Origin of the sequence: Rhizorhabdus argentea (assembly GCF_037861105.1) — a bacterium.
In the GTDB taxonomy this organism is placed as follows: domain Bacteria; phylum Pseudomonadota; class Alphaproteobacteria; order Sphingomonadales; family Sphingomonadaceae; genus Rhizorhabdus; species Rhizorhabdus argentea.
On sequence record NZ_JBANFK010000023.1, the window covers coordinates 1 to 14,927 of the forward strand.

Consider the following 14,927-nt stretch of genomic DNA (forward strand, 5'->3'; position numbering starts at 1 on the left):
GGCAGCGACCCGATCGCCTGATCCGCGAGCAACGTCCGATCCTGCCACGAGCCGACTTCTTCAACACAATCGACCCAATGTCGGCCGTTCGCTTATTCGTATGACGGCGCTATAAGCCGCCAATGCATCCGATGCCGCCAGCAGAAGAGTTTGACAGGTTCGTCGGCGATGCCATCGGCCAAGTTTGCCTCGATCCGTATGCCGTCCGGCTATCCATGGAGAGCATGTGGACGATCTATGCCATGGCCGGCCTCGCTCATGTGGAGGCAGGCGGACGCGCCTGGGACTACAACTGCAACGCCTATGATGGTGGACCCGTCAATCTGCAAACGCTGCTGTATAAGAGGATCGTTGCGGTAGCCCGAACGGATGACCAGTTCACATTGATGTTCGATGACGGAGCAACGCTCACCATTCGGACCGAACTTGGCCCCTATGAGAGTGGCCACCTCATCGCGCCTAACCCCGCTGACTGCTTCATCGTGTTCTAGCGGCAGCTTACGGTCTTTTCCGACCGATAGCCGCCTTTCTGCTTTCCACCCCGCAGCGGACGTAGTTCCGACGCCGCAAGGAACGGCGGCTTTTGGGATGAGCGGTGCTATAGACCAACGGCCGGAATTAGGGCGCGAAGCTGCCGCAGTCTGGGGGATGAAAGAATGGCCGCTTCAAGGGGCGCTTGGCGTGAGCATGGAACGTACGAGATCAACGCGTATGCCGATATCGCCGATCCCGCCCGCGAATGGCAGCTTATCTTTTATCGCGCCTGAAATCGAACGCCCTGCCGGTCGGCCGCTGCTTCGGCCATCCGGATCACTGGCGCAGGCCGCCGCGAACTACCGCGGTTTGGACCGCTTGAAGCCTATGAAAACTGGCTGAGTCGTGCGTCCGACGGTCGCCAATAGCGCTCAATCCGCCGCCACCGGGCCACTCATTGCGGCCGGTTTGCGTGCCAGCCAGACCAGCACGATCATTGCCATCATCGCCAGCGCGCTGGCGTGGAAGATGTCGATCGACGACAGCAGATAGGCTTGGCCGACCATTTGCCTGGTGACCGCGGCCACCGCTTGGTGAGTGGTAAGTCCATGCTGACCGAGCACCGCAAGGCTCTGCTGGAAGACCGGATCGAAGATTGAGCTGTGCTCGGCCAACCGGCTCTGGTGAAGCGCCTCGCGCCGGTCCCACATCGTCGTCACGATCGAAGCGGCGAAGCTGCTGCCGGTGATCCGCGCGAAGTTCGAGATGCCGGTCGCAGATGGAACCTTTTCGGCGGGGATGCCGTCCAACGAGATGCTCAACATCGCGACGAGGAAGGTGCTCATCGCCAGGCCCTGAACCGCAAAGGGCAGCATGAAGTGCCAATAATCGGCTTGGGCGGTGTAGCCGCTGCGCATCAAAAAGGAAGCCGCGAAGGCGACGAAGGCGAAGGTCGCCAGCCAGCGGGCCTCGACCTTCCCCGACAAGCGGGTGACAATCGGCGTGGCGAGTACCGATACCAGCCCGCTCGGTGCCGCAACGAGCCCGGCCCAGGTCGCGGTGTAGCCGAGCTGGGTCTGCAGCCACAGCGGCTGCAGCAGGGTGTTGCCGAAGAAGACTGCGAAACCGAGGGTCAGCGCGGCGGTGCCGAGCGCGAAGTTGCGGTTGGCGAACAGCCTGAGGTCCACCGCGGGCCGCGCATCGGTCAGCTCCCAGATCAGCCAGGCGACGAAGCCGATGGCGGAAAGCAGGGCGAGGACGATGATATGGGTCGAGTTGAACCAGTCGGCATTCTTGCCAAGGTCGAGGAAGCTCTGGAGAGTGCCGACCCAGAAGGCGAGCAGCCCGAGGCCGATGGTATCGACCGGCAGCTTGCGGGTCGGCGTCTCGCGGCTCTTCATGAAGCGCCAGCTGATCAGCGCCGAGGCGATACCGAAGGGGATGTTGATCAGGAAGATCCAGCCCCAGTGATAATTATCCGAGATATAGCCGCCGAGGATCGGCCCCATGATAGGCCCGGTAAGCGTGGTCATCGACCAGATGCCGAGCGCGGTGTTGCGCTTCTCCGGCGGGAAGATCGAGATGAGCAGCGCCTGGCTGCCGGGGATCATCGGTCCCGATACCCCGCCCTGGATGATGCGGAAGACGATCAGCGAAGACAGGCTCCAGGCGATACCGCACAGAAAGGAGGCGATGGTGAACAGGGTGACCGAGACGACGAAGGTCCGGACCACGCCGAAGCGGCCCATCAACCAGCCGGTCAGCGGCACTGTGACGCCGTTGGCGACAGCGAAGGCGGTGATGATCCAGGTGGAGCTGTCGGAGCTGACGCCGAGATTGCCGGCGATGGTGGTCAGCGAGACATTCGCGATCGTCGTGTCGAGCACCTGCATGAAGGTACCGAGCGCCAGCGCCACCGAAACCACGGCGAGCCCCAGGCCGGACAGCGGCACGGTCTGCGCCGGTGCAGCCGAGGCGCTCACCGGACCGCGCCCTGGCCGGAATTGGTTGCGATGATCGATTCGATCCGCGCCTCGACCGCAGGACCGCCATCTTCGCTCGCCTTGCGCGCGATCGAGCCGGCCGCAGCGCGTGCGACCGGAACGCCACTATGGTCGCTGGTGTCTACGGTGACCTTGACCGAGAGCCCGATCTGCAGCGGATTCACCCGCAACTCCTTTGAGTCCAGCGCTATTCTGACGGGGACACGCTGGACGATCTTGATCCAGTTGCCGCTGGCATTCTGCGGCGGCAGCAGCGCGAAGGCATTCCCGCTACCGGCGCCGAGGCCAAGTATCTTGCCGTGGAAAGTGATTGAGCCGCCATAGGCGTCGCTCTCGATCTCGACCGGCTGGCCGACGCGCAGGTCGGCGAGCTGGGTTTCACGAAAATTGGCGTCGATCCAGACCTTGTCCAGCGGGACGACCGCCATCAGCGGCGTGCCGGGACCGACCTGCTGGCCGAGCTGGACCGTGCGCTGCGCGACGACGCCGTCGACGGGCGCGGTCAGATGCATGTGGCTCTGGACGATGGCGGCGCGGCGAACAGCGGCGATGGCGGCCGTTACGTCGGGATTGGAACGGATGCTGGTCCCCTGGACCGCCGAACTGGCTTGCGCCCGGCGACTGCGTGCAAGGTTGACCTGGGCGGCGGCGGTGCGGACCTGGTCGGCGGCGTGCGCCACCTCCTCGCCCGAGACCGCGCCTTCGGCGGCGGCGGCCTGGCGGCGTCCGAGGTCGTTGCGTGCCTTGCCCAACTCGGCCTCGGCGGCGACGATCTCGGCGCCGGCCTCGTCGACCTTGGAGAAGTTCGACCGGACATTGCGGACCGCGCGGGCGAGATCGGCTTCGGCGGCGGCCATCGCCGCGTCGGCGGTAGCCGGGTCGAGCTCGATCAGCTTCTGGCCGCGCTTTACCGCCTCGGTGTTGTCGGCGTCGATCGCGAGCACGGTCGCGGCTTCGCGCGAGGTGATCGCGACGACGTCGCCGGCGACATAGGCGTCATCGGTGATCTCCGTGTCGCCGGCGATGAAGCCCTCATAGCCGCCATAAGCGGCGGCACCGAGCAGCACCGCGGCGCCGAGCATCAGGAAACCGCGCTTGCGCACCTTGGGCGCGCCCTGCGGCTCGACCTCGACGGCATCATTCTTATCGATGTTGGTCTGGGCGTTCATGGTCTTACCTCCCTGCGGCGGCGGCCTGCTCGGCCGACGCAATCTGATTTTGGGGATCGAAGCTGCCGCCGAGCGCGACGACGAGGCGGACACGTGCGGCCGCCCCATCAGCGGCCAGATCGACTTGGCGTTGGTTCGCGGCGAGCAGCCGATCGCCCGAACTCAGCACGTCGAGCCGGGCGGCGAGACCAGTGCGGACGCGGACCTCGTCAAGCCGGACCGTCTCCGAAAGACCCTTGACGACCTGCTCCTGTTGCTCGGCGTCGGCGGCGTTGGTCGCGATCGCGGACAGCGCATCGGCCGTCTCGCGAACGGCGCCGACGACCAGTGCGTCATAGTCGGCGATCGCGGCATCGATGCCGGCGACCGCACCCCTGTAATTGGCCTGGAGCCGACCGCCCTGGAAGATCGGCAGGTGCAGCGCCGGCCCCGCGCCAAAGGTTGCCGCCCCGCCCGTAAAAAGCGATCCGAGCCCGATCGCCGACAGCCCGACAAAGGCCTTGATATCGAGATCTGGATAGAAATCGGCCCTGGCTACCTTGCGGCCGGCATCCGCCACCTCGATCCGCGCGCGGGCGGCGAGGATGTCGAGACGGCGGCCGAGCAGGTCGGCGGGAAGGCCGTCGGGCACCGGCAGCCCGGCTTGGAGCGCCAGCTTGGGCGCACCGATGCCGGCATAATAATCGATGCCGCGGCCGGCGAGCGCGGCGAGCGCATGCACCATCAGCGCACGGTCGCCATCGGCGCGGATCTTCGCCTGGCGCGCCTCGGCGAGCAGTGTCTCGGCGGCGCGCAGGTCGACATCGCTGGACAGGTCGGTGCGCTTGCGGGTCTGGGCCAGCGACAGCTGCTCCTCGCGTGAGCCGACGAAGCGAGCGGCAATGACCGCCTGCTCGCTGGCGCGGGCGAGGTTGATATAGGCTTGGGCGACCGCGCCCGAGAGGGTGACGCGCGCCGCCTCGACGTCGAGCGCCGCCGCATTGGCCGAAGCGCGCGCCTCGGCGATCAGCGCCTTCTGCCGGCCGGCGAGGTCGAGCGACCAGTCGAGATTGGCCTGAGCGCTGCCAATCCAGCGGCTGGTGCCGGCATAGGGCGGCGGGACGGTATATTTGTCGCTGATCCTGACGCGGCTCTCCGAGACGTCGGCGCTGATCTGGGGGAGGAGTCCCGCCTTGTTCGCGGCGATGCTCGCCTGGGCCGCGCGCAGCCGCCCCATCGCCACGTCCAGCGACGGGTTGCCGGCGAGCGCGTCGGCCATGATGCGGTCCAGCTGGGGGTCGTTGAAGGCGGTCCACCATTGGCCGGCGGCGGACAGCGCGGCGGCGCCTTCGAGGCCGACGGTGGCGGCGGTGAAGGTCTGCACGCGCGGCTCCACATGCGGGATGGAGGCACAGCCGGAAAGCAGCGTCGCGACGAGCCCGGCAAGCAGCGCGGATCGGCGAAGGGGAGTGTAGATCGACATGTGACAAATCCCTGATCACTTGGTCGACCGCCGATCTAGGACTTGTAACGAGCTGCGATTATCCACCAAAAGTGCACAATAGAGGTGGCGATCGCCCGCCAATCCTCACCGGGTCAACAACTGGATTGGTCGCTTTCCATCATCAATGAAGTGACCGATGGCCCGATTATCGATCCGTCGGCGAGAGCCTAGAAAGCCAGCCAAGCGCTGCCCGGTCCTCCCTCCTCGCGCGGGTGTCGCCCCCTTCCGCAACAGGACCATGGAGATGAAGACCCTTTACGAGACCCAGGCAACCGCAGTCGGGGGCCGCGCCGGATGCGCCGCCAGCGCCGACGGACGTCTCAGGGTTCGCCTCGATCTTCCCAAATGCCTGGGCGGCGACGATCGTGAGGGCACCAATCCCGAGCAGCTCTTCGCCGCCGGCTTTGCAGCCGCCTTCCTCTCGGCGATCAAAGGCGCCGCCGCCGGCCGGGGCGTCGACATCGCGCCGGACAGCAACGTCACCGCGAGCGTCGCGCTTGGCAGTACAGACGGCCGTTATGCGCTGAAGGTGGCGCTGTCTGCAGACCTCCCCGGTCTCGATGACGCCACCTGCCGGCGGATAATCGAGGATGCGCGCGCCGCCTGCCCCTATTCGCGCGCGACGCGCGGCAATATCGAGGTGCGGGTCGAGGTGGGCTGATCGCTCAGGCCTCGATGCCGTGCGCCCAGGGCTTCGACGAGAATTGCTGGCGAAGGAATTCGAGCAGCGCGCGCACCCGTGCCGGACGGGCTCTGCCAGGCGGCGTTACGACGCAGATTGGCGCCGAGGGGATCTGCCAATCCGGAAATAGTTCGATCAGCCGCCCGTCTTCGAGCGCTTCCCAGATGAAATATTCGGGCATGGCCATGGCACCGGCGCCACCGAGCAGCGCCTGGAGCAGGCCGATTGAGCTGTTGAGATGGAGCGCGCCCGAGATCGGTACATGGCATTGCGCGCCGTTGGGGCCGGTAAAGTCGATAGCCTCGCCCCAGGCAACATGGGTGGCGATCAGCATGGGATATTGGGCGAGATCGGATGGGTGGGCGGGCATGCCATGGCGCTCGATCATCGACGGCGCGGCACTCACTCGCCGGCGCAGCGTGAAGAGACGACTGATCCGGAGCGAGCTGTCGGCCGCATTGTCGCCGATCTGGATCGCGAGATCATAGCCGTCGGCGACGATATCGACGCGACTCTCGGTGAACGTGATGTCGAGCCTTATGTCGGGGTAGGCGGCCATGAAGGTGCCGAGCACCGGGGCGAGCGTGGTCTCGCCGAAGGCTGTCGATGCGGCCATGCGGATCAGTCCGCGTGGGATCGCCGCCTCCTCCAATATATCGGCCTCAATCGTGGCGCCGTCGGCCAGGATGCGCAGCGCGCGGTCGAGCGACATCCGCCCGCTCTCTGTCAGCGACAATTTGCGGGTGGTGCGGTGGAGCAGCGTGGTGCGCATCCGCTCCTCAAGCCGAGATATCGCCTTGGAGACCGTAGTCTTCGCGAGGCCGAGATCCTCGGCAGCCTGGCTGAACGAACCCTTCTCGGCGACTTTGGCGAAGATTGCCCAAGCCTCGAAATCCGGAAGGTGCGGCATTAAGATCTCCCTTCGCCCGCCGGTATTCCCATGTCCCGAGCTCTCCAGTCAGCGACGTGAGTGGAAATGCAACGACAAACCGAGTGAGACCGCCCTACGAGTCCTTCTTTCCCAATATTCGAAACGCCAGCACCCTAGCCTACCACGCAAAGCGGTGCGCACAAGTCGGACAGCGGTCGACGCTGCACGTGGACTTGCGAACCGCGAGTTCGAAAGGCAGGGGATGCAGAACTGCCCCGGCTTACCGGATGAACATACGGCGGGTATCGGACAGCTCAATTTCGGCTCGTACGTCCGAGATGAGGCGCAATGCTGCGCCAGATCGCTCACCCTCCATGCGTCCGAATCCGGGAGAATGCCTCCATAAAGACTTCCCCAAGCTCTTTCGGCGGTACGTCGAGAAATGCGCAAGAAATAGCAGCGAAGGCTTCTATCGCGTCCGTGGGGTCAGGGAATTCGACGCCTCTCCGAGCTACGTCCAGAACCTCGTATATCGCTGTGATATCGTACCGATCCATCGTGTAGCCAGCGGTGTGCCCGAATTTATTACGTACACGATTCAGCTGAAGAATTCCGGGCCGAAGCCAGGAAGCAGGAACACCGTTCGGCGGGATCATCTGGGCTTTCTGGTTGAATGACAGCCGGAAGTCCTCGAAGTCGGTAAAACCGTAGAAGTTTTGGAGATACTCATTGAGGAACGCCTCAATGGCGAGGTGGGATTTAAGGACCCTGCCTAACGCATCGTGATCGGAGGCGATCAAATCAAGAAAGTAGGCGTTTCTGCGATCAAAGTGGTTTTGAATCTCGTCCCAGTGGGGCTCTAGGATCTCCAAAACCTGGCCCATTCCATCTATATCTTTCATGTCCACCCTGCAGATTCGTTAGCTTCCTGACGCTACTATCGTACTCCTAAACGCGTACGATTCTGCGCGGAATGAATGACTCCTAGTATAGCTTCCGCCAACCTGCAGTGCGATGAACGGACGGCTGGTCTCAGGAAGCCGATCTTCCGGATGAACGTCCGAGACGAAGGCGCATGCCGCCCATCAGCACTATATCGAGCGTAAGGCGCCGTACCGTGCAGATTCGAGGCAGAGAAGCTTCGGCCTCATGGCGAGCCGGCTACGTACATCTCCTTGGGAGGCCGCTCGGGCCTGTAACGGACCGATGTACGTTTATATGTTGAGCGTCGGTGCCTAAGGCCGATTGAGCGACACTCTCGGAGGCCGGCTTATGAGCAAATCAGCAGCGAAGTCTTACATGGCAGTCGTCGAACGAGCCCACCGCGGGTTCAGTGCGTTCTTTCCGAGCCTCCCCAGCTGCACCGCAACCGGCAACAGTCTGGAACAGCTTAAGCAGAATGCGGAGGGGGCGGTGTTTGACTATCTCGAGCTGTCGGCAACGATGCATTCGAGAATGCTGCACGCCACTGCCGATGCCATACCGCATGGCCTTGGTATCGCTCGCATGATCATCCAGCCGCGAGGCGATTGAGCAGCAGGGCGAGCACTCTCACGCGAGTGATGCGCCGCGACGGTCCAAGCAAATGACGGCCTTTGGATGCGTGGCGCGACGCTCAATCCGCTTATATAAAGGCGACTGCGACGGTCAGCCGTTGTGAGGTTGGCATCTGCCGTGACCCGCAAGTAGCGCTCCACTTCCAGGGGGCTGGCTGCTCCCGTGAAGCTGCAAGGGACTTCCGGACGCAATCGCGCTATGCAATGGAGACCGGCCGGGCCGGAACCTCCCGCTCCACTTGCGATGCACAGCAAACCCGCAGCTTGTTGCGCATCGCATCGGCCGACCGCCGAATTCGCCCCCCGAGAAATCAGCGATATCCCTGGCCAATCCGAGATCCAAAATCGTCTCCGACGCACGGTGGCAGATGCATTCCGGGAGCAGAATAGCGCGGAACTCCGCCACGAATGCGGGTCTGTCGCACACCGACCTATTTTGCTCCGCAAATTCAGGAAAAGTGGTGCCCAGGGACGGGGTCGAACCGCCGACACTGCGATTTTCAGTCGCATGCTCTACCAACTGAGCTACCTGGGCACTTAGCGTTGGAGGCGTGCCTATAGAGGGGGGCTACGCGGTATGTCCAGCCTGCTTTTGCCGATTTATTCGGCTTCCGGATCGGCCGGCGGACCGGGGATGCGATAGCCCTCGTCCAGCCATTTCAGCAGATCCCTGTCACGGCATCCCTGGCTGCAAAAAGGGCTGAACTGCTGCTGCTCGGGCTTGCGGCACACGGGGCATCTAGGGATTTTCGGCATCGACATGTCCGGCCGATATGGCGAGCGCGGGGTCGGCGCGCAAGCTGATGGATGCACCGATTCGTCGCATCAGCTCGTCGCGCCATGGCGCGTTCTTCTCGATCAGCGCGATCACCGCCGGCGCCGCGGTCAACGTCCGAACGCCTGCACCCGGGGTTCGTTCGGCACGGCGCAGCAAGGCGCGCGCCGCCACGCCAGCGGGATCTCCCTGCACACGCTCCGGCAGCGACAGCTGGGCGCGACGGCGGACGATCTGGAGGAAGCCGAAGCCGTTCACCGCGGTCCGCTCGAACGGCTGCGGCAGCACGGCGTCGACCGCGTCGGCCGCGGCGAGGCGGGCAGCCTTGCTGCCTGCGGTCGGCAGGTCGATGCCGATCGATCCGCCGATGCCGTGGCGCAGGATCATCCGCGCCGCCGCCGCCGCCCCGGCTATGGCGAGATCCGCCGGCGGCAGCCAGCCGTCGACGTCGATCAGGCTCATCGCCGGGGTCAGCGACAGGCGCAGCGCTCCGCCGTCGAATCCGGCGTGGCCGGTCGCCGCCTCGTCGATCAGTTCGGACCAGCCAGCCGCTTCCAGCTCGTCCGGCTGGTGCGGGTACAGCCGACGCACGGGATCGCCCGATGCCGTGATGCGATCCAGCAGGGCGGGTGCCGGTCCGGGCGCGGCATCGGCCGCCGCCCGCCGCGCGAGCGCGAGCTTGGCGCGACCCGGCTCGGGCACTGCAGCGCGATGGATCTCCACCATCAGCCGCCCACCCTCGGAGACACCGCCCGGTACAGGTTCGATCAGGGCTTCCTCGCCGGTGTCGAGCCGCACCACGGCGCGACGGCCGGGGATCACGACGCGGACGAGTCGCGCCGATGCCACCGTGCCGGCACGCACGCCATCGTCATCGGCCTCGATCGCGGCGGCGACGATCGCGCCGTCGTGGACCAACGCAGCGCGCACCTCGCCGATGCCGACTTCATAAAGCCATTCGGGCATCAGGGCGATTTCGAGGCAGATGGAGTCATCTGGCCGCTCGGAAATCGCGGAAGACCAACCATCTACAGCGGCCGATCTGATGCAGTCGGATCGTGAGCCGCTCTGGCGGCCGGCAGCAGCCCTGCCGCTTCGAGCAGCGCCCGGGTTTCGAACAACGGCAGGCCCATCACCCCCGAATGGCTGCCCGACAGCATCCGAACCCAGCTCTCGGCGTAGCCCTGGATCGCGTAGCCGCCGGCCTTCCCGCGCCACTCGCCGCCCATCACATAGGCGTCGATCTCGGCCACCGTCAGCCGCTTGAGGGCGACGACACTGGTCGAAAGGCGATGCCGCGCCACGCCGTTGCCATCGACCAGCGTGACGGCGGAATAGACCCGGTGACGTCGCCCCGACAACAGATGCAGGCAGGCGCGGGCGGCCTCGACATCCTCGGTCTTCGGAAGAATTCGACGGCCGGCGGCAACCACCGTATCGGCGCCGAGAACCGCCACGCCAGGATGCCGCGCCGCTACCGCCATCGCTTTCTCCGCCGCCACGCGCGCGGCATAGGGCGCCGGCAGCTCGCCCTTCCCCGGCGTTTCGTCGATGTCCGCGGGATCGATGGCGGCAGGGCTGAGCCCGAGGCGCGCGATCAGCTCCGCCCGGCGCGGGCTACCCGACGCCAGGACCAGCGAACTTGCGAAGCGGGACAACGGCCCGCCTTTATTTGAAGCGATAGGTGATGCGACCCTTGGTCAGATCATAGGGCGTGAGCTCGACCAGCACCTCGTCGCCGACGAGCACGCGAATGCGGTTCTTGCGCATCTTTCCGGCGGTATGGCCGAGGATCTCATGGTCGTTTTCCAGCTTAACGCGGAACATGGCGTTGGGCAGAAGCTCAACCACCTGCCCGCGCATTTCCAGCAACTCTTCTTTCGCCAAACCGCAGCCTCATGGAGATATGATATTGGAATCGGCGCCGCCATACCCGCTTGACCGGCAAAAGAAAAGCCGCGCTGGGGCGGAACGTCCGGCGGCGAGCGATTGCGCCCCGGCGAGCATTTCTTTAGCGGCGGACCACCCCAGGAGAGCATGATGACCGACGATGAGATAAAGGACGGCTTCCGGAACGCCATGCGCCGGCTGGCAACCACCATCGCGCTGGTCACCGCGGGCCGGGGCGACAGCTGGACCGGAATGGCGGCCACCGCCGTGATGTCGGTCTGCGCCGAACCTCCGACCTTGCTCACCGCAGTCAACCGCACCGCCAGCATCCACCCTATTCTGTCGGCAGGCTCGCACTTCTGCGTCAACCTCCTGGCCGATCGCCACCGCGATCTGGTCGGCATCTTCAGCGGCCAGAAAAAGGGCCGCGCGCGGTTCGAAACCGGCGATTGGGTCGAAGGCCCCGACGGCATCCCGATGCTGAACGACGCACTGTCGAGCCTGGTGTGCCGCACCACGCAGACGATCGACATCGGCACCCACACATTGTTCATCGGCGAGGTCGAGCAGGTCCTCAACCATGACGAGATCACCCCGCTGGTCTGGGTGGACGGCACCTTCGCCAACGCCGCGCGCTGACGTCGTGAACCCATGAGCGGGACTGTAAGCTGACGGCCCACTTCCTCTTCTCCGTCACCCTGGGCTTGACCCGGGGTGACGATGAGGTCAGCCAGAGTCCGCTCTCCACCCCCGCTCAAGCCCTTCGATATACGCACCCGCGCCCTATTTCAGCCGCTTCGCCTCGATGATCTCCACCGGCTTCTTGATCAGCTGGCCCTTCATCGCGCCCGAACCGCCCGGCCAGGTTCGCGACGCCAGGATGCGCTTGACGACCGGCATGCCGGATATCACCCGTCCGAACGCGGCGTAGCCGGCCGTATCGCCGTGGCCGCCTGGGTGCGCATCCATCGCCGGCGCATCGCCGACCAGGATGAAGAACTCGCCCTGCGCCGTGCCTGGCTCGCGCCGCGCCATCGATATCGTGCCGTCGAGATGATGGATGCCGGTCTTGCTGGTCGGCTCATGCGCGATCGGCAGCAGCGAGCGGCGCGCGTCGCGGTGTACGCCGCCCTGGATGAAGCCCCGCTTCGCATTGCCCAGGGCCCGGGCCGCGCGATAGAATTGGGTGCCATCGAGCTTCTTCTGGTCGACATAGGCGAGGAAATTGCCGGCCGTGATCGGAGCGTGGCGTATGTCGAGCGCCAGCACGAACGTCCCCTCGCTGGTCTTCACCGCCACCTTGGCCTTCGTCGGCGCGGCGAGCGCCGGCGTGGCGATAAGCAGGGCAAGGGCGGCGGCGATCAGCTGGCGACGAATCATTCCCCATGTCTAGCGCCACAGCGGCGGCCGTCTATCGGCAAGACGCGCTGGCGGAGCGATGGCCGCGCCGCCCGGCCGCCGCTTATGGCTGGCCTATCGCGCGCCATATGCGATAGACAGGCGCCTGCTATGCCGGGAGTGAAATGATGAAGCCGAAGCGCGCTGCCGTGGTCGCGAGCCTGTTGATCGCCTGGCCGATCGCAGCACCGGCGGTCGTGACCGACCCGACATCGGAGATGCGGCAATATGTCCATGCCCGGCTCGCCGACGCCAACGGCATGCCCGAAGCCGCCGCCGCGAGCTATGCTCGCCTGCTCCAGGCATCCCCGCAGGACAGGCAACTCGCCCTTCGCACCTACCGCCAGGCGCTTACCGCGGGCAATTTCAAGCTGGCGAGCCTTGCCGCGCACCAACTCGACAAGGTCGGCGCGCTGCCGGCTGACGCCGTGCTGATGTTGCTCGGCGATGCCGCCGCCGCGCACGACTGGAAGCGCGCCGGTGCGCTGGTCGACCGGATCGAGCGTGAGCAGATCTTCAGCTTCCTCGTTCCGGCGATGCGCGGCTGGGTGGCGCTGGGCCAGGGCGAGAATGATCCGGCCCGCAGGGCGGCGCCGACGGCGGGGACGCCGCTGGCCAACGCCTATGCCCGCGACCATCATATCCTGATCGCGCTGGCGACCGGGCGCACCGACATCCTCGTCGACTTGCGGCGACTGATAGCCGCCGGCGACAGCCGCGCGGTCCGGCTCCAGCTGGCAGCGGCAGCGCTGCTGGCCAAGCGCGGCGATACGGCCGGCGCTCGCTCGATCCTCGAAGGCCGTGCCCAGGAGCTGGCGGCCGCGCGCACGGCGCTGGACGCCGGCAAGCTGACGACAGGGGCTATCGACACGCCCGCGCTCGGTCTTTCCGAGCTGTTCGCGCAGCTCGCCATCGACGTGAAGGGCGACGGTCGCTCGCCGGTGTCGCTCCAGCTCGCCCGCCTCGCCAGCTACATCGCGCCCGACAATGCCGCCGCATCGATCGCGACCGCCGATCTGCTCGCCGCGAATGACTATCATGATGCGGCGCTCGCGCTGCTCGCCCATGTGCCCGCCGACAATCCGCTGTCGGAGGCCGCCCGGCAGGAACGCGGCGGCATATTGCTGGCGATGGGCAATCGCGAGGGTGCGCTGGCCGACGCGAAGAAGATCGCCGCCCGGCCCGGCGCCGACGCAGCCGCGTTCGTCGAACTGGGCGGCATCCTCTCCGATCTCGATCGCTCCGCCGAGGCTGCGGGCGCCTATCAGCGCGCCATCGACATCGATGCCGCACGCGGCCAGCCGAACTGGATTCACCTGTTCCTCAAGGCCGGCGCGATCGACAAGGCGGGGGACTGGCCGGCGGCCAAGGCGCTGCTGCTCCAGGCGAACAAGCTCGACCCCAGCCAGGCCGTCACCCTCAACTATCTTGGCTACGGCATGCTGGATCGCGGCGAAAACCTGGCCGAGGCCCAGGTCTATATCGAGCGCGCCAGCGGGCTCGACCCCAATGACGCGGCGATCGCCGATTCGTTGGGCTGGCTCTACTACAAGCGCGGAAACTATGCCGGCGCGATCGCCGCGCTGGAGCGAGCCGTGTCGAGCGAGCCGGGCCAGTCGATAATGAACGAGCATCTTGGCGACGCCTATTGGTCGGCGGGCCGGCGGATCGAGGCCCGCTACGCCTGGCGTGCCGCGCTCGTCCAGGCCGACAAGCCTGGTGCCGCACGGATCAACGACAAGCTCGCCAACGGCCCCGGCGCCACGATGACGGCGAAGTGACAGGCCGGCTCGTCGATACAGCCTATGCCAAGATCAACCTCGCCCTGCACGTGCGCCGGCGGTGCGCGGACGGCTATCATGACATTGAGACCATCTTCGCCTTCGCCGAACATGGCGACCTGATCGAAACGGTCGACGGCCCCGCACGGCTGACGTTGACCGGTCCGTTCGGCGGCGCCCTGGCGGCCGAGAACGCCGAGGACAATCTTGTGATGCGCGCGGCGCGTCGGCTTGCGGTCCTGCTCGGCCAGGGCGATCCACCCGCGCTGCGCCTGGACAAGCGGTTGCCGGTGGCGGCGGGCATAGGCGGCGGCTCGGCCGATGCGGCGGCGGCGCTGCGGATTCTAAGCCGCCGCTACGGCGTTGCGATCGACGACCCCCGCATCGTGGACCTCGCACGCGGGCTTGGCGCCGACGTGCCGGCCTGCCTTGCCTCGGAGACCCTCCGCGGCGATGGGCGTGGCGACACGCTGACATCCGTCGCGTCGAGCGCCCTCGCCGGCCTGCCGCTGCTGCTCGTCAACCCCGGCATACCGCTTGCGACCGGCCCCGTGTTCGCGGGCTGGGACGGTATCGATCGCGGCCCATTGGCCGCGGGCGATCCGCTGGCGGCGTCGCTCGCTGGCCGCAACGACCTCGAGCCGCCGGCCCGACGGCTGTGCCCGGCGATCGGAGAAGTCGTCGCGACGCTCGCCAGACAGCCGGGCGTCCTGCTCGCGCGCATGTCGGGATCGGGCGCAACCTGCTTCGCGCTGTTCGAGAACGAACGGACGCGCGATGCAGCCGAGGTGGCGATCGCTGCGCGGCCGGACTGGTGGCGGCTGGCAAGCCGGCTGCGCTAGGCC

The 14,927-nt window shown here is 66.1% G+C and carries 16 protein-coding genes and 1 tRNA gene; 6 read left to right on the forward strand and 11 right to left on the reverse strand.

The features are described 5' to 3' along the window. The first annotated feature begins 122 nt into the window (after window positions 1–122). Window positions 123–491, forward strand: a complete 369-nt coding sequence (locus AAC645_RS16910; RefSeq protein ID WP_340317716.1) for a hypothetical protein — start codon at window positions 123–125, stop codon at window positions 489–491. A 414-nt stretch (window positions 492–905) separates the two neighbouring features. Here AAC645_RS16910 and AAC645_RS16915 read toward each other — a convergent pair whose 3' ends face one another. From AAC645_RS16915 to AAC645_RS16925, 3 genes are read right to left on the reverse strand one after another with little or no spacing between them, the layout of a single operon-like run. Next, window positions 906–2,456: a DHA2 family efflux MFS transporter permease subunit gene (locus AAC645_RS16915; RefSeq protein WP_340317718.1), complete on the reverse strand. Its 1,551-nt coding sequence runs from the start codon at window positions 2,454–2,456 to the stop codon at window positions 906–908. Next, window positions 2,453–3,646 carry an efflux RND transporter periplasmic adaptor subunit gene (locus AAC645_RS16920; RefSeq protein ID WP_340317720.1) on the reverse strand — a complete coding sequence of 398 codons (1,194 nt, stop codon included), beginning with the start codon at window positions 3,644–3,646 and terminating at the stop codon, window positions 2,453–2,455. Before AAC645_RS16920 ends, AAC645_RS16915 begins: the two co-directional genes overlap by 4 nt. A 4-nt stretch (window positions 3,647–3,650) precedes the next feature. Continuing rightward, window positions 3,651–5,108 carry an efflux transporter outer membrane subunit gene (locus AAC645_RS16925; protein WP_340317722.1) on the reverse strand — a complete coding sequence of 486 codons (1,458 nt, stop codon included), beginning with the start codon at window positions 5,106–5,108 and terminating at the stop codon, window positions 3,651–3,653. Between the two features lie 265 nt (window positions 5,109–5,373). Between AAC645_RS16925 and AAC645_RS16930 the strand changes: the two genes are divergently transcribed. After that, on the forward strand, window positions 5,374–5,790 hold the full coding sequence (locus tag AAC645_RS16930; RefSeq protein ID WP_340317723.1) for an Ohr family peroxiredoxin: 417 nt from the start codon (window positions 5,374–5,376) through the stop codon (window positions 5,788–5,790). Window positions 5,791–5,794: 4 nt separating this feature from the next. Here AAC645_RS16930 and AAC645_RS16935 read toward each other — a convergent pair whose 3' ends face one another. Both AAC645_RS16935 and AAC645_RS16940 read right to left on the reverse strand, forming a co-directional pair. Further along, window positions 5,795–6,721 carry a LysR family transcriptional regulator gene (locus AAC645_RS16935; RefSeq protein WP_340317725.1) on the reverse strand — a complete coding sequence of 309 codons (927 nt, stop codon included), beginning with the start codon at window positions 6,719–6,721 and terminating at the stop codon, window positions 5,795–5,797. Window positions 6,722–7,047: 326 nt separating this feature from the next. After that, window positions 7,048–7,584, reverse strand: coding sequence for a hypothetical protein (locus AAC645_RS16940; protein WP_340317726.1), 537 nt, complete (start codon window positions 7,582–7,584; stop codon window positions 7,048–7,050). 397 nt (window positions 7,585–7,981) lie between these two features. Here AAC645_RS16940 and AAC645_RS16945 point away from each other — a divergent pair, with 397 nt between their 5' ends. Continuing rightward, complete coding sequence (locus AAC645_RS16945; protein ID WP_340317728.1) at window positions 7,982–8,215, forward strand: type II toxin-antitoxin system HicB family antitoxin; 234 nt, start codon at window positions 7,982–7,984, stop codon at window positions 8,213–8,215. Window positions 8,216–8,697: 482 nt separating this feature from the next. Here AAC645_RS16945 and AAC645_RS16950 read toward each other — a convergent pair. The 5 genes from AAC645_RS16950 to infA form a co-directional block, all read right to left on the reverse strand. Continuing rightward, window positions 8,698–8,773 (reverse strand) — tRNA-Phe (locus AAC645_RS16950). Between the two features lie 65 nt (window positions 8,774–8,838). Then, window positions 8,839–9,000: a DNA gyrase inhibitor YacG gene (locus AAC645_RS16955; RefSeq protein WP_422785853.1), complete on the reverse strand. Its 162-nt coding sequence runs from the start codon at window positions 8,998–9,000 to the stop codon at window positions 8,839–8,841. After that, a complete protein-coding gene (locus AAC645_RS16960; RefSeq protein WP_340317731.1) occupies window positions 8,978–9,979 on the reverse strand; it encodes a ribonuclease in 1,002 nt (333 codons plus the stop codon). The genes AAC645_RS16955 and AAC645_RS16960 overlap by 23 nt, the downstream gene beginning before the upstream one ends. Window positions 9,980–10,041: 62 nt before the next feature. Beyond that, complete coding sequence (locus AAC645_RS16965) at window positions 10,042–10,671, reverse strand: Maf family protein (RefSeq protein ID WP_340317732.1); 630 nt, start codon at window positions 10,669–10,671, stop codon at window positions 10,042–10,044. A gap of 10 nt (window positions 10,672–10,681) precedes the next feature. Then, window positions 10,682–10,900: a translation initiation factor IF-1 gene (infA, locus tag AAC645_RS16970; protein WP_010162480.1), complete on the reverse strand. Its 219-nt coding sequence runs from the start codon at window positions 10,898–10,900 to the stop codon at window positions 10,682–10,684. A 150-nt stretch (window positions 10,901–11,050) separates the two neighbouring features. Between infA and AAC645_RS16975 the strand changes: the two genes are divergently transcribed. Continuing rightward, a complete protein-coding gene (locus AAC645_RS16975) occupies window positions 11,051–11,542 on the forward strand; it encodes a flavin reductase family protein (protein ID WP_340317733.1) in 492 nt (163 codons plus the stop codon). 144 nt (window positions 11,543–11,686) lie between these two features. On the opposite strand, the gene AAC645_RS16980 is transcribed toward AAC645_RS16975, so the two are convergent. Continuing rightward, window positions 11,687–12,283: a peptidylprolyl isomerase gene (locus tag AAC645_RS16980; RefSeq protein ID WP_340317735.1), complete on the reverse strand. Its 597-nt coding sequence runs from the start codon at window positions 12,281–12,283 to the stop codon at window positions 11,687–11,689. Between the two features lie 143 nt (window positions 12,284–12,426). Here AAC645_RS16980 and AAC645_RS16985 point away from each other — a divergent pair, with 143 nt between their 5' ends. After that, complete coding sequence (locus AAC645_RS16985) at window positions 12,427–14,082, forward strand: tetratricopeptide repeat protein (protein ID WP_340317737.1); 1,656 nt, start codon at window positions 12,427–12,429, stop codon at window positions 14,080–14,082. Continuing rightward, entirely contained in the window at window positions 14,079–14,924 is an 846-nt protein-coding gene (locus AAC645_RS16990) for a 4-(cytidine 5'-diphospho)-2-C-methyl-D-erythritol kinase (RefSeq protein ID WP_340317738.1), read from the forward strand. Before AAC645_RS16985 ends, AAC645_RS16990 begins: the two co-directional genes overlap by 4 nt. The last annotated feature ends 3 nt before the right edge of the window (window positions 14,925–14,927 follow it).

Bases quoted from the DNA above. Each gene is read 5' to 3' on its own strand.
- AAC645_RS16930 (WP_340317723.1), top strand. From the start codon at position 5,374: ATGAAGACCCTTTACGAGACCCAGGCAACCGCAGTCGGGGGCCGCGCC.
- AAC645_RS16985 (WP_340317737.1), top strand. From the start codon at position 12,427: ATGATGAAGCCGAAGCGCGCTGCCGTGGTCGCGAGCCTGTTGATCGCC.
- AAC645_RS16980 (WP_340317735.1), bottom strand. From the start codon at position 12,283: ATGATTCGTCGCCAGCTGATCGCCGCCGCCCTTGCCCTGCTTATCGCC.
- AAC645_RS16955 (WP_422785853.1), bottom strand. From the start codon at position 9,000: ATGTCGATGCCGAAAATCCCTAGATGCCCCGTGTGCCGCAAGCCCGAG.
- AAC645_RS16920 (WP_340317720.1), bottom strand. From the start codon at position 3,646: ATGAACGCCCAGACCAACATCGATAAGAATGATGCCGTCGAGGTCGAG.
- AAC645_RS16960 (WP_340317731.1), bottom strand. From the start codon at position 9,979: ATGCCCGAATGGCTTTATGAAGTCGGCATCGGCGAGGTGCGCGCTGCG.
- AAC645_RS16935 (WP_340317725.1), bottom strand. From the start codon at position 6,721: ATGCCGCACCTTCCGGATTTCGAGGCTTGGGCAATCTTCGCCAAAGTC.
- AAC645_RS16910 (WP_340317716.1), top strand. From the start codon at position 123: ATGCATCCGATGCCGCCAGCAGAAGAGTTTGACAGGTTCGTCGGCGAT.
- AAC645_RS16975 (WP_340317733.1), top strand. From the start codon at position 11,051: ATGATGACCGACGATGAGATAAAGGACGGCTTCCGGAACGCCATGCGC.
- AAC645_RS16940 (WP_340317726.1), bottom strand. From the start codon at position 7,584: ATGAAAGATATAGATGGAATGGGCCAGGTTTTGGAGATCCTAGAGCCC.
- AAC645_RS16925 (WP_340317722.1), bottom strand. From the start codon at position 5,108: ATGTCGATCTACACTCCCCTTCGCCGATCCGCGCTGCTTGCCGGGCTC.
- AAC645_RS16945 (WP_340317728.1), top strand. From the start codon at position 7,982: ATGGCAGTCGTCGAACGAGCCCACCGCGGGTTCAGTGCGTTCTTTCCG.